Origin of the sequence: Peptostreptococcus equinus (assembly GCF_027125355.1) — a bacterium.
Classification (GTDB): Bacteria; Bacillota; Clostridia; order Peptostreptococcales; family Peptostreptococcaceae; genus Peptostreptococcus; species Peptostreptococcus equinus.
This window is the reverse complement of record NZ_CP114052.1, coordinates 350,953-365,875: the sequence shown is the minus strand read 5'-3', so window position 1 is coordinate 365,875 and position 14,923 is coordinate 350,953. Positions and strand designations below refer to the sequence as shown.

9 protein-coding genes and 1 other annotated feature are annotated in these 14,923 nt (G+C 31.1%); of the genes, 1 reads left to right on the top strand and 8 read right to left on the bottom strand.

The genetic code is table 11. The annotated features are described in order from the left end of the window. Positions 1–9: 9 nt before the first annotated feature. From O0R46_RS01830 to O0R46_RS01800, 7 genes are all read right to left on the bottom strand, one after another. Positions 10–2,664 (bottom strand): valine--tRNA ligase, encoded by a 2,655-nt coding sequence (locus O0R46_RS01830; RefSeq protein ID WP_269311908.1) that lies wholly within the window; start codon positions 2,662–2,664, stop codon positions 10–12. Positions 2,665–2,718: 54 nt separating this feature from the next. Next, positions 2,719–2,939, bottom strand: a binding site (T-box leader). 139 nt (positions 2,940–3,078) lie between these two features. Continuing rightward, entirely contained in the window at positions 3,079–6,900 is a 3,822-nt protein-coding gene (locus O0R46_RS01825; RefSeq protein ID WP_269311907.1) for a cell wall-binding repeat-containing protein, read from the bottom strand. A 240-nt stretch (positions 6,901–7,140) separates the two neighbouring features. Continuing rightward, a complete protein-coding gene (phoU, locus tag O0R46_RS01820) occupies positions 7,141–7,812 on the bottom strand; it encodes a phosphate signaling complex protein PhoU (RefSeq protein WP_269311906.1) in 672 nt (223 codons plus the stop codon). A gap of 20 nt (positions 7,813–7,832) precedes the next feature. Continuing rightward, entirely contained in the window at positions 7,833–8,588 is a 756-nt protein-coding gene (gene pstB / locus O0R46_RS01815; protein ID WP_269311905.1) for a phosphate ABC transporter ATP-binding protein PstB, read from the bottom strand. Between the two features lie 22 nt (positions 8,589–8,610). Then, complete coding sequence (gene pstA, locus O0R46_RS01810) at positions 8,611–9,504, bottom strand: phosphate ABC transporter permease PstA (RefSeq protein WP_269311904.1); 894 nt, start codon at positions 9,502–9,504, stop codon at positions 8,611–8,613. Between the two features lie 15 nt (positions 9,505–9,519). Next, positions 9,520–10,407 carry a phosphate ABC transporter permease subunit PstC gene (gene pstC, locus O0R46_RS01805; protein WP_269311903.1) on the bottom strand — a complete coding sequence of 296 codons (888 nt, stop codon included), beginning with the start codon at positions 10,405–10,407 and terminating at the stop codon, positions 9,520–9,522. Beyond that, a complete protein-coding gene (locus O0R46_RS01800) occupies positions 10,407–11,297 on the bottom strand; it encodes a phosphate ABC transporter substrate-binding protein PstS family protein (RefSeq protein ID WP_269311902.1) in 891 nt (296 codons plus the stop codon). Before O0R46_RS01800 ends, pstC begins: the two co-directional genes overlap by 1 nt. 319 nt (positions 11,298–11,616) lie before the next feature. Here O0R46_RS01800 and O0R46_RS01795 point away from each other — a divergent pair, with 319 nt between their 5' ends. After that, positions 11,617–13,167: a 4Fe-4S dicluster domain-containing protein gene (locus O0R46_RS01795; RefSeq protein WP_269311901.1), complete on the top strand. Its 1,551-nt coding sequence runs from the start codon at positions 11,617–11,619 to the stop codon at positions 13,165–13,167. 71 nt (positions 13,168–13,238) lie between these two features. On the opposite strand, the gene O0R46_RS01790 is transcribed toward O0R46_RS01795, so the two are convergent. Further along, entirely contained in the window at positions 13,239–14,789 is a 1,551-nt protein-coding gene (locus O0R46_RS01790; protein WP_269311900.1) for an ABC-F family ATP-binding cassette domain-containing protein, read from the bottom strand. Positions 14,790–14,923 lie beyond the last annotated feature (134 nt).

The window sequence follows — 14,923 nt, the reverse complement described above, 5'->3', positions numbered from 1 at the left end:
TACCCAAAACTAATTAAGTTTTTCTAGTCTTTCTTCTATAGTCTTTAGCATTTCCTCGAATTTTTCTTTTTTAGCTCTTTCTTCCTCTATAAGTTTTTGAGGAGCCTTTGACATGAATCCTTGGTTATTTAATTTGCCTTCTACTCTTTTTATTTCAGATATAGCCTTTTTCTTTTCCTTATTTAATCGTTCTTTTTCCTTCTCAAAATCAACCAACTCATCAAGTGGTATGAATAGTTCAACCCCATCAATTACTACTGATACAGCATCTTCTGGTATGTTTTCTTTCGATTCAAGAATTTCAACCTCAGAAGCAGATGCTAGAGCCTTGAAATATTCTTTACCATCTTCCATAGCTTCTTTCTTTTCATGATTAGGTACTATGATAATTTTTGCCTTCTTTGATGGTGGAACATCCATTTCAGTTCTTACATTTCTAACATTTCTAATTCCATCCATTATTAGATTCATTTTTTCTTCTTCAGATTCCATATTATCTTCTTCACAATAATGTGGATATTGAGCTCTTATAATCATACCTTCTACTGTTGGTAAATAGGAGTAAATTTCTTCTGTTATAAATGGAATAAATGGATGTAACATCTTTAGTATTTTTTCTAATACATAAGTTAGAGTATACAGACCTGCTCTTTTTGCATCTTTATCATCAGCATATAGTCTAGGTTTTACAAGCTCTATATACCAGTCACAATATTCAGACCAAGCAAAATCATAGGCTTTCTGAAGTGCTATACCTAATTCAAAGTTGTCCATATTCTGAGAAACTTCTTTTACCATTCTATTAGATCTAGATATAATCCATTTATCAGCTAAAGTTAAATCTTTTTCAACTGCTTCTCTAGTTAAGTCTCTAAGTAAAGATTTATCTTCTAAATTCATAAATACAAATCTAGATGCATTCCATAATTTATTGTTAAAGTTACGTGCGAATTCTACTCTCTCCATATAAAATCTCATGTCATTACCCGGAGAATTTCCTGTAGTAAGTGTAAATCTCAGAGCATCTGCTCCATATTGGTCAATTATCTCAAGTGGGTCTATACCATTTCCAAGGGACTTAGACATTTTTCTCCCCTCTGCATCTCTTACTAGGCCATGAACTAGAACTTTAGAGAATGGTTTTTGCCCTGTACAGAATAGAGATGAAAAGGCCATTCTTACTACCCAGAAGAAAATAATATCATAACCAGTTACTAAAACACTTGTTGGGAAATAATAATCTAATTCTTCATTTTTCTCAGGCCAACCCAATGTTTCAAATGGCCATAGTCCAGAAGAGAACCATGTATCTAATACATCCTCATCTTGCTTAATATTTTCAGAACCGCACTTTGGACAAGTCTGAGGTTTTTCTTCAGATACTATTACTTCTCCACAATCTTGACAGTAATAAGCTGGTATTTGATGTCCCCACCATAACTGTCTAGAAATACACCAGTCTCTAATATTTTCTAGCCACTGTAAGTATGTCTTGTCAAATTTATCAGGAACAAATCCCAGTTCGTCATTCTTTAATATTTCTATAGCTGGTTTAGCTAAGTCATCCATCTTTACAAACCATTGTAACGAAAGCCTTGGTTCTATTGTTGTGCCACATCTATAGCAAGTTCCCACTGCATGGTCATGCTTTTTAACAGCTATTAGGTAACCTTGATTATCTAAATCTTCAACTAGAGCTTTCCTACATTCGTATCTATCCAAACCTTGATATTTACCAGCAAGCTCATTCATGCTGCCATCATCATTCATAACATTTATTTCTTCAAGATTATGTCTTTTTCCTACTTCAAAGTCATTAGGATCATGGGCTGGCGTCATTTTAACTGCACCAGTTCCAAAATCTTTATCAACATAATCATCAGCAACAATTAATAGCTCTCTACCTACTAATGGTAGTATTGCATACTTTCCTACTAAATGGCTATATCTTTCATCTTCTGGATGTACTGCAATACCAGAATCTCCAAGCATTGTTTCTGGTCTAGTTGTAGCTATTTCCAAATATTCGTCACTATCTTTAATTAAATACTTTATATGCCAGAAATTGCCTTCTTGATCTTCATGTTCAACTTCTGCATCTGACAATGTAGTTTTACAATCTGGACACCAGTTGATTATTCTGTTTCCTCTGTATATGTGTCCTTCTTCGTATAATTTCACAAAAAATTTAGTAACCGCTTTATTACAGCCTTCATCCATAGTAAATCTTTCCTTATCCCAGTCACATGAAGCTCCAAGCTTTTTAACTTGATTTACTATCTTTCCTCCAAATTCTTCTTTCCATTCCCAAGCACGTCTTAAAAATTCTTCTCTTCCTACTTCGTACTTAGTTTTTCCAGTTTCTTTTTTGATTCTATCTACAACTTTTACTTCTGTAGCTATTGATGCATGGTCTGTTCCTGGTATCCATAATGCTTCATATCCATCCATTCTCTTCCATCTAGTTAGAATGTCTTGTAATGTATCGTCTAGGGCATGTCCCATATGTAATTGTCCTGTAATATTTGGAGGAGGCATGACTATTGTAAAAGATTCCTTATTTTTATCTACATTTGATTTAAAACACCCTTTTTCCATCCATTCTTTGTAAATTCTGTCTTCGAATTCCTTTGGATCATAATTTTTTGGCAAGTTATTTTCCATTTTTCTTCCTCCTACTTATCATATAATTTCTTAAATAAAAAAGAGCTTCTCATCCAAAAGGACGAAAAGCTCGCGTTACCACCTTAATTTTGCTTATCTAAATAGATAAACAACTCTCAAAACCTTTAACGAAGTCACCCGTGTCAAACTATCAAATGCTTTTTCATCTGACAAACTCAAAAGCTACCTTCAACAAAACATCATTAAAAATCTTCCACCGTTGATTTTCTCTCTGAAAACTAGATTTGTCTACTCCTCTTTATCACTGTCTATATATTTTAACTTAATTGATTATATAATAAATATTGAACCTTTGCAATATCCAATTCTATCAATATTTTATAAATATTTTATTATTTTCATATTTTTTAAAGTTTTTACTAAAATCAATAATGATATTTTATAAATATTTTATTATTTTTTAACTTTATCTTCCACATTTTTATCAATAGCTTGAACTCCACCAATTATTATAATATTTTTATCTTTTTCTTTAATAAATGTAGAAATATCCTCATTTATACTTTTACTACCTGTTAGTAATATAGGAGAATTTTCTCTTCCACCTGCTATTGGACCAATAGATAAAGCATCTGCAAAAACCTCACCCGAAGCTAAGTATATATTGTCTGAATTAGCAAATTTTAACTGTGCCAATTTTAAAGATGTTTCATATCTATCTTTACCTGATATTCTAATGATATTTTTCGGCAAATAGCTTTCTATATTTTTTGAAACAGATTTAAATCCCCCTATAATATAAACATTTTTTATTTTGTTGTTTTTAATAAAATTTTTGACTCCCGTATCAATATTATTTTTTCTTACAAGTAATACCGGTATATCTTCTTTAGCTGCAAGTGCTCCGGAAGATAGAGCATCTGCCCAATTTTCTCCGGAAGATATTACTGCTCCATTAAATTTCCCATTTAAATTAAGTAATCTTTGGGCTATCTTTACTGAAGTTTCATACCTATCCTTACCTGAAATTCTTTCTATGCCATTGTTTGAATATTTTCTTAATTGGTCTTCAGCATTTTTTCCTATTGATTCCAGTCCACCAATTATGATTATCTTTTTAGCTTGTAACCTTTTTATTTCATTTATCAATCTCGAATCTAAATTCTTACTATCTGATAAAATAATAGGTGCATTCATATTTTTTGCTAAAGAAGATGCCGCAAGAGCATCTGAGTATGTGTCTTGTCTTACAATTATTATGTTTTCTGCTTTTGAATAATATCTATTAGAAACTGCTACTGATGTGTCTATTCTATCTTTTCCCGCAATTCTTAATATCTTTTCTTTTTTTTCAGTTTCTTTTTTATATTCTACTACTATTGGATATACTGATATACTGTTCGTACTAATAACAACTTTATTTCCTTGTCTTTTGAACTTTAACTTTTCTACATGTCCCTCATCTTTTATATGATATACATCCTTTATTTCTTTTTCATTTTGCAAGTTTCTTGTGATATTATAATCACCTATTGCCAATTTAGATACTTCACATCTAAAAGGATTCATCAAATTCATTTGAAAAATATCAACATCTTTATTTTTTAACTCTTCAAAATCAGATTTATTTAAAGTTTCAACCAATAAATTGAGATTATTAAACTTAAATCCTTTTATTTCAGTCTTTCCTGATGGGCACACTATTGACTTTAATTCTTCTACCATGCCTTTTTTAACTAAATTTAACTCTTGAACCTGCTCACATGTTGAATGATTATATGCATACTTATGTAAACCATATTCTGACTTATCTTTTATAACTAAAGGAAATTTGAATATGTCATAGTCTTTATTTTTAACTTTTATTAAATATGTTTCATCTTCATTTAATCTTACATTAATCTTACCTTCTTTGCTTGTTGCTTTTACTTTATCAAAAGCACTAATAAACTCAAAATCCAATGATTCTTTTAATATTTTTCCATCGATTTTAATAGGAAATTCTACTGCAACTCTATTATCTACAGGATTATTTTTCCTTCTTTCTTCTAAAATTATACTGCTAACTGATTCTTTTGTCTTAAAATTATATGGTTTTTTCCCATCTATTTTGATTTCAAAATAGATATTATACATATATAGTTCTGGATCAACACTATATAATATATATATCTCTCCTTTTGTTACATCCATTTCTTGCAATTTACCATTTTTCGCAGTATATTCACCTTCGTATTTTTGCCTAGTAGAATTAAATAATTTGAATTTAATGCTTCTATTTACTGCTAACATTTTATTGTCTTTATTTAGAAAAACATTTATTTCTGGAGTCTTTATTTTTTCATTTGAAAGTTTACAAGGACCACATCCACATCCACTACCTTCTTCATCTTCGTAAACTGCATTGGGATCAAATATTCTTTCCATTCCTTTATTAGGATTAGGAATACCAGGTTTTCTATATAATGAAATATCAGTTAATAATATATCTTTTCCTTCTTTTTCATTTTCCAATAGAGCATAATATGAGTCTTTATATTTTCTTATTTTAAAATGTATTTCTTTTAAATTATAAGTATTATTTTCGTGAATTTTTACTATATACTTAACATCTCTCTTTGCTCTAAATGTCAACCAACCTAATGTATTTTCAACGGTCTGTATAGAATTATCATCACCTATAATATCAAATTTGTATCCTGGTTTTACTACAAAACCTTCGTCTAATACATATAATCTCATAATATATGTTCCTTGGAATAAACTTATATTTGAAAGTTCTTTTCCATCATGTAAATTAATTACTTTTCCATTGCTATCAATTTTAATTTTTATAGTTTTCATTTTATAATTATGATAAACACTTGGAATTAATCTAATATAATATACTTGATTTTTATGTAGTTTGTTTTTAAGTCTTCCTTCTGTGCTTGAAACTAGTTTTTTTTCTCCTGCACCAATAATTTCAAATTCTATTTTATCTTTTAAAAGCAAATCATTTTTTCTTATATCTTTTACGCCTAAATTTATGTCTATATAATTGTCTTCTTTAGGTTTTTCTCCTATTAAATTTCCATTTTCTACTAATATTAATTTTTGAATATTACCTTTTCTTTCTATCCCTTCTAAATCTGTTTCGACAGCAGGCTTATCCTCACCATTCTCATAAATATTTTTATAATTAAGTATTTCTACTAAATCATTACTTTCTGACATAGTATATTTTTCTAAATTTTTAGGCCCGATTTTATATCTTATACCCTTTTTTAATAAAATTCCTGATAGTTTACCATCAACTACTTTATAAGTTTTAATGTCATCCTTATCATTCATATTATAAACTTCAAATTCGATCCCATTTTTGATACTTTTCCCTTTTTCATCCACAACATTAATAGAAGCTATTTTAATATTAGCTCCACCTGTTTTTCTCTTTACTTTAATTTCTCTAACTATTCCTCCATCCTCTAATACTAATTCAGGAAACTCATCATTATATTGGCCTGTTTTCTTAAAAGTTAGCTTTAATTCTTCCATTTCATATAAAGGATTCTCTACTAATTTTATTGTATATTTTTTATTTTCTATAAACGAAAAACCTACTTCATCTCCACTGGCAAAATCCTTAGAATCTATCACATTACTATTTTCGTCTATGAGTTCAAATCTTAGTTTAGCTTCATCAGATATATCACTATTCCCTTCTTTTACTGAAAGATATCTTCTAGCTTTGTAAGCCTTCGTTTCCGCTATTGGTGGTGATACTTCTTGATCATTTTCTCCTTGGGAATCTTCTGTTTGCTTTTTCTCAACGGTAAATTCTGCTAATTCAAGTTGATTCCCATCTGCTTGAATTGGAAATTGTCCATTTAAAAAAGAAAATATGTTAATGGGCTTCATTGTATACTTATTATTTTCTTTTAAACTTACTTCATAAACATAACTTTCATCATACCCATTATCCAATAATTTAAAAGATGGTAGCAAACCATTTACTGTCTTTACTTCAAATTGATCTTTAGGATTTTCAAGCCCATATTCTTCATTACCTTTACTTTTAAAAACAAAAGTAAGTTCATCATTAACTTTTTTATTAGAACATAGTATTTTCATTTCTTTGGTATCAAATACCTTCTTATTGTCGTATGACTGTTTTTTATATGTATTTATTGAGCCTTCTAATGCATTAATAGAATATGATGACATAGAAACAAACATATTTATACTCAAAAATACTGCTGCTACTTTCTTTGAAAATTTTAATTTTTTTACCATTTTAATCCCCCATTTTTTAATTTTATAATTGAAAACGCTTACCAATTTTTCAACATTATAACATTTAAAATAAGTAACCACAATACTTTGAGGATTCTATTGTTCTATTTACTGATACGAATTTATAGACAATATCTATGATTAGCATTTATTGAAATAGTGAATATTTTCAATAAAATAACCATGCAGTAATCCTCTACATGGTTATTTTATCAATCCTTTATTAAATAATAGTGTTAACTACAACAATTCTACTATATCTCCGGTAGATAAGAATACTGTGCTCTCACATATATTTACTATGTAATCTCCCATTCTCTCTACGCTCTTTGCCAATAATAGTAGCTTTGAAACTTTTTTTATGTGGTCTACATCCTGCTTCATTTCTCTTATTACTTCCCTTAAAATTTGTCTACTAACAGCATCAATATCTTTATCTCCTGCAGCTATTTCTCTCGCAGACGAATCATCTCTATCTACGAATGCTTCAGTAGCCCTATCCAACCTTTCTTTTAATAGACCTAAACCTTCAGCCATTTGTTCTAAAGATTCCTCTACATCTAATCCATTGGTTTCTGGAATAACTTTAGCTATTGATTTAGCATGATCGCCAATTCTTTCTAAGTCTGGTATCAACCTTATTATTGCTATTATTTGCCTCAAGTCTGCTGATATAGGCTGTTGCAACGCTATTACTCTATAAGCATGTTTTTCCAACTCTATGCATAGATTATTTATTTCTTCATCTTCATTTACAACTTCCAGTGCTACATCAATATCTTGATTGATTAAAGCTGACTTTACTTTTAGTATGGCAAGACTCACTCTCTGGCTAATCTTTATTACTTCATGGTTCATACCTACTAATTCAGCATTTAAAATTGTTCTGCCTTTTTTTACAAATTGCTCCATAAAATACCTCTTTTCTAATCTTAACCGAATCTACCAGTAATATAGTCTTCAGTTTTTCTTTCCTTAGGATTTGAGAATATTACATCTGTATTATCATATTCTATTATTTCTCCTAAATGGAAAAATGCCGTTTTATCAGCTATTCTGGCAGCCTGTTGCATATTATGTGTTACTATAATAATAGTATATTGCTCCTTTAAACTCAATATCATTTCTTCAATTTTTGATGTTGAGATTGGATCAAGTGCACTTGTAGGCTCATCAAGTAATATAATATCTGGCTTCATGGCTAATGTCCTAGCTATACAAAGTCTTTGTTGCTGACCACCTGATAAAGATAGTGCGCTCTTTTTGAGATTATCTTTTACATCTTCCCATAAAGCAGCTTGTTTTAAAGCTGTTTCAACTGCTTCATCTAATAAATTTTTATCTTTTATTCCATGGCATTTTAATGCATATGTAATATTATCATATATTGTCATGTTAAATGGATTTGGCCTTTGAAAAACCATACCTATATTTTTTCTAGTTTCATAAATATCTACATCATCACCTAGAATATCTTTTCCACTATAGATGATTTCTCCATCCAATCTGCATCCACTTACTTCTCTATTCATCAGATTTAATGATCTTAAAAATGTAGATTTACCACATCCGGACGGCCCTATAAGTGCTGTTACCGTATTTTTATCAAATGCTAAATTAGCATTTTTTATTGCCTTAAAATCTCCGTAGTATATATCTAGATTTTTGGCTTCTATTATTGTACTCATTTATTTCTATTCCTTCCTTGTCCTATTTATCTGAATATCCTACCATCTTTTTGTATAAAACATTACCTAATAATCTAGCTAACAAGTTAAATACTAAAATTCCTAATATAAGTACTGCTGCCGATCCACTTGACACTACTGATACATCTGGTATTATCCCCTCACTGTTAACTTTCCATATATGTACTGCTAAAGTCTCTGCCGGTCTCATCAAATTCCATGGATTTGAAATTGATGCAAAATCAGTAGAAGTAAAATCAAGTGCTGGTGCGCTAAGTCCTGATGTATAAATTAATGCAGCTGCTTCGCCAAATATTCTTCCTGCCGCAAGTACTATGCCAGTCACAATACTTGGTAAAGCCGATGGCATAAGTATATTTTTGGTACACTCCCATCTTGTAAGTCCAAGGGCTAATGCTCCTTCTCTTTGATCATCTGGTATTTTTTCTAAAGCCTGTTCAATTACTCTAACAAGGGTAGGTAAAGAGAATATTGTTAATGCCAATGCTCCAGATAGGATAGAAAAATTCCATCCCAATTTAATTACAAACAATAAAAATCCAAATAGACCAACCACGATTGATGGCAAAGAACTAAGAACTTCTATAGCTGTTCTAACTGCATCTGTCAATTTATTTGCTGGTGCATACTCAGACAAATAAATAGCAGCTCCCATAGAAAGTGGAACACTAATTATCAATGTGATTACCAGCAAGTAAAATGAATTAAATAGCTGAGCTCCTATACCTCCACCCGCTGTAAATGATTCAGATGGAGCTGTTAAGAAATGTAATGTAATATTTGGAAGCCCTTCTACCAATACCTTGGCCAAGATAAATATTAATACTGCACAAATTATTGCAACTATAGCATATATTACTCCAGTTGCCAATTTATCTGCTTGTTTTGGTGTCATATTCTAACCTCTCCTCTAAACTTTTTTTCTATTTCCAATAAAATGTATAATCATAATAAATAATAATGACATCAACATAAGTACCAAAGCTAATGCCCATAATATATTATTTTCAAGCTGTCCTGGTATACTATTACCCATGCTCATAGTCAATATACTTGTTAGTGTACTAGCTGGTGTAGTAAGTGATTTAGGTATTACAGTCGTATTACCTATTACCATTTGTACTGCTAATGCCTCACCAAATGCTCTTGCCATACCTAAAACAATCGCTGTCATAATACCTGGTAAAGCGGTTTTTAGCACAACCTTATAAGTTGTCTGCCATCTAGTAGTTCCTAGAGCAAGTGCTGCCTCTCTTTGCGATTGTTCAACACCTGAAATTGCGTTTACACTCAATGAAGTGATTGTAGGCAGAACCATAATAGTTAATACCAAAGTACCAGCTAAAATACCAAAACCACTACCTCCTGCAAAAGATCTAATAAAAGGCACAATAGTAGATAAACCAATCATACCGTAAACGACAGATGGTATACCTACTAGAAGCTCTATTATTGGCTGAAGAATCTTTTTACCTCTATTTCCTGAAATTTCATTCATATATATTGCTGCACCTAGCGCAAATGGTGTAGCTAATAGTGTAGATAATAGCGTTACTGAAAAAGAACCTATTATCATGGGTAGAGCCCCTACCAAGTGTTTTCCGCTAGAATCTACACTCGACGGACTCCACTCTGATTTAAATAAGAAATCTACTATAGATACCTTATCTACAAAGAAAACTGATAGTCCCTTTGCTGCAACCATGGCTATTATGCCAACAACTGTTGCTAACATTATTAACGTGCAAAGCATGGTAAGAAACTTACCACGCTTTTCCAATCTTGCTTTACTTTTCATTATTTAACCTCAGACACCTTTCCATTGGCATCTCTTTCTATTTTCATCTGGTTTATTGATATATAACCTAATTTAGATACTAATTTATTCTGTACATCATCACTCTTCATATATTCTATAAATGCTTTTGTAGCTTCATCAGCTTTTTTCTGAGTGTACATATGTTCATATGACCATATCTTCCATTTGTTATCAGCTATATTTTCAGCTTTTGGTTCAACACCATCAACCTTCAACGGTTTAATATCTCCTTTAAAGTATGAAAATGCAAGATATGATATAGAACCAGGGGTTTGTCCCACTATTTTCTGTACTGATCCTGAATTGTCTTGTTCCTGTGCTTTAACAGACTGCTGTCCATTTAATGCAAACTTTTCAAAAGTAGCTCTTGTACCAGAACCTTGTGCCCTGTTTATTACAACAATTTCTTGATCTGCTCCACCAACTTCTTTCCAATTTTTAATCTTTCCAGTAAATATATCTGCTAACTGTTGGCTAGTTATATTATCAACTTTAACTTCTTTGTTGACAACCGGCCCCATACCTACTACTGCTACTTTATTGTCTTCTAAATTATCAGTTTTTACTTTCTTTTCTTCCGCAAATACATCAGAGTTACCTATTTGAACTGTACCAGATGATATCTGGCTAAGACCTTGTCCAGAACCTCCACCTTGCACATTTACTTTAACGTTAGGATTTTTTTCAGTAAATCCTGATGATGCTGCTTCAACCAAGGGTTGTAGAGCAGATGATCCAACTGCAGTGATATTACCTTTTAAATCTTTTCCCGTATCAGATTTTTTGTCATTTGATCCACCACATCCAACTAATGCAGATGCAGATAAAACTACTGTTAATGTAATTAAACCTATTTTCTTCTTTAACATGATATCCTCCAATTATTTAATAAATTTTTATTATTTCCATATTAATTTAGGGATCTTTTCCCTTGTACATTTATAAGTATAGCCGGTCTTTGTTAAGCTAAAATTAATGAATTGTAAAGTTTATATTAAATCGAATATATTAATCTTTTCTTTAATGAACCAAATATTATTAGTTATGTCAATCGTTTGCATATTATCTAATAGTATTTTTATTGTTTATTTTAATCTTACAATATGTTATACTTTATATGCTAATTGAGTAATATTTAACTATTGAGGTATTCCTCAAGTTCATAATAATAATTTTCGGAGGTAAACAATGAGTTTAAAAGGTATTTTTACAACTATTGACAAAGTAAGACGAGATGTTTTTACTGAGGTTGCAAAATTTGCTTATGAAGGTGAAGACTATAATGATTTAGAACAAATTCCATTTAATATCATTCCTGGTGAAATAGCTTCACATAGAGAAAGTATTTTTCTAGAAAGAGCAATTGTAGGAGAACGTGTTAGACTTGCAATGGGTCTACCACTTAGAAAAGTTTCAGAACATGCCGCTCTATCTACAGGAATAGATGAGGAAACTGTGGCCAACACTATTTACAAGCCACCATTTGTTAACATAATTAAATTCGCCTGTAATTCATGTCCTGACAACAAGTATTTTACAACAGATATATGTAGAGGATGTCTTGCTAGTCCTTGTATTGAAGTCTGTCCAAAAAATGCTGTTTCAATGGTAAATGGCAAATCTTTTATAGATCAAGAGAAATGTATTAAATGTGGCAGATGTAAATCAGTCTGTCCATATGGAGCAATTGCAAAACTTGAAAGACCTTGTGCCAAAGCATGTGGTATGGATGCTATAGGTTCAGATAAGTATGGTAGAGCTTCTATAGATTATGAAAAATGTGTATCATGTGGTGTTTGTATGTCTTCATGTCCTTTTGGGGCAATTGCCGATAAGACTCAAATATTCCAACTAATAAATGAAATAAAGTCTGGTGGTAAAGTAATAGCTGAAATAGCACCAGCTTTTGTAGGCCAGTTTGGACCAAAAGTCACTCCTTCCAAATTAAGAGCTGCTCTACTAGAATTAGGATTCTATGATGTAGTGGAAGTTGCAATAGGTGCTGATCTTTGCACTATAGAAGAAGCTGAAGACTTTATGTCAAAAGTTCCTGAAAAATTAGATTTTATGGCTACTTCATGTTGCCCTGCATGGTCTGTTATGGCTAAAAAACAATTTCCTGAATTTAAAGAAAATATATCTATGGCAATGACTCCTATGGTATTTACTGCGAGATTCATAAAACAAAGATTCCCAGATACAAAGGTTGTGTTCATAGGACCATGTGTTGCTAAAAAATCAGAAGCAACTAGAAAATCTGTAAAGAGTCATGTAGATTATGTTTTAACATATGAAGAAGTAATGGGTATGTTTGAAGCCAAAAATATAAATTTAGAAGAAATTGAACCATCTGATAAAATGAATTATGGTACTGGTGCTGGTAGAGGTTTTGCAGTATCTGGAGGAGTTGCAGCAGCAGTCGCAGATGTAATAAAAAAACATCACCCAGAAATGGATGTCAAAATCGATAGTGCTGATGGTTTAAAGGAATGTAAAAATATGCTAATGCTAGCAAAAGCCGGTAAAAGAAATGGTTATTTGTTAGAAGGTATGGCATGCCCAGGAGGTTGTGTAGCCGGTACAGGTACTATACAACCAGTTAAAAAGAGTACAGCAAATGTAAATACTTATAAAAAGAATGCTGAAATTCAGTTTGCAGATGAAAGTAAGTATGCAGATTTATTAGAAAAAATGGATGACTCATGGTTTGACAACTGGCATATAGAAAAACAAATATAAATTAATAAATTAAAAGCTGTAATCATTTGTGATTACAGCTTTTAATTTATATTTAATTATACTATATTAACTTATACTATCTTTGTGGTAAAATCTTCAATATTCCATACGTCATTTACTACATCATTATAAAATTCAGGCTCATGACTTACTAATAATACTGTACCCTTAAATTCTTTAACTGCCTTTTTTAATTCTTCTTTTGCTTCTACATCCAAGTGATTAGTAGGCTCGTCTAATACAAGAAAATTTATGTCTTTTAGCATTATCTTACACAATCTCACCTTAGCGGCTTCACCACCTGATAATACTCTCATTTGACTAGTTATATGATCATTTGTGAGACCACATTTTGCCAATGCTCTTCTAACATCTATATTATCTAGCCCAGGATATTCATTCCAAACTTCTTCCATAGCTGTATTAGTATTTTCATGTGAACTCTCCTGCTCAAAGTATCCAACTTCTAAATAATCTCCTAGCTTTAATGAACCTCCAAATGGTTTTACTATTCCTAATAAAGTTTTTAATAATGTTGACTTACCTATACCATTCATACCTTTAAGAGCAATCTTATTTCCCCTCTCCAGTCTAAAATTAAGTGGCTTAGTAAGAGCTTCATCATATCCAAGAACTAAATTAGCTGTTTCGAAAACTACTTTTCCTGAAGTTCTAGCATTTCTGAATTCAAATGTAGGTTTTATTTTTTCCTTTGGCCTTTCTAAAATTTCCATCTTATCTAATTGTTTTTGTCTAGAGTTTGCCATGCCCCTTGTCGCTACCCTAGCCTTATTTCTTGCTATAAAATCCTCTAATTTTTTTCTCTCTTCAACCTGTTTTTCATATGCCTGTTCTTCTTGTCTCTTTTTGATTTCATTCAGTCTTTCAAATTCATCATAATTACCCTTGTATCTATTGAGTTCTCCATTTTCTAGATGGTATATAACATTACAAGTATCGTTTATAAATGGTATATCATGTGATACAAGCACAAAAGCATTGTCATATTCTTGTAAGTATCTAGTTAACCAAACTATATGTTCTTCATCAAGGAAGTTAGTAGGTTCATCAAGTACTAATATCGTAGGATTTTCCAAAAGCAGTTTTGTAAGTAATACCTTTGTTCTCTGACCTCCAGAAAGATCTTCCACATCTCTATCTAGACCAATTTCACCTAGACCCAATCCATTCGCAACTTCTTGAATCTTCGCATCAATTGTATAAAAACCACTATGTTCTAGTACGGTTTGAATGTCAGCTGTATCCTCCAAATATTTTTCCATTTCTTCATCACTTGCATCAGCCATTTTGTCATAAATTTCAAGCATCTCTTTTTCAAGGTCAAACATATGAGAAAAAGCTCCTCTTAGTATATCCCTAATAGTATTACCTTTTGCAAGTACTGTGTGCTGATCTAAATAACCAACTGTTACTCTGTTTGACCACTTTATATCTCCAGCATCTGGAGTTAATTTCATAGTAATTATATTTAAAAAACTTGATTTACCCTCACCATTTGGTCCTACAAGAGCAATATGCTCTCCTCTTCTGATTCTAAAAGATACATCTTCTAATATAGTTCTAGAACCAAAACCATGACTCACTTTATCTACTACTAACATCTATTCCTCCTTATTTATTTATATTTACTTTTTACCTCTATCAATATATTACTTACTTTTTTACAATAATATATTTAAAATCATTCCCTTTTAACATTATTATTTTATTTATATACTCTATCTAGTTAAAATAT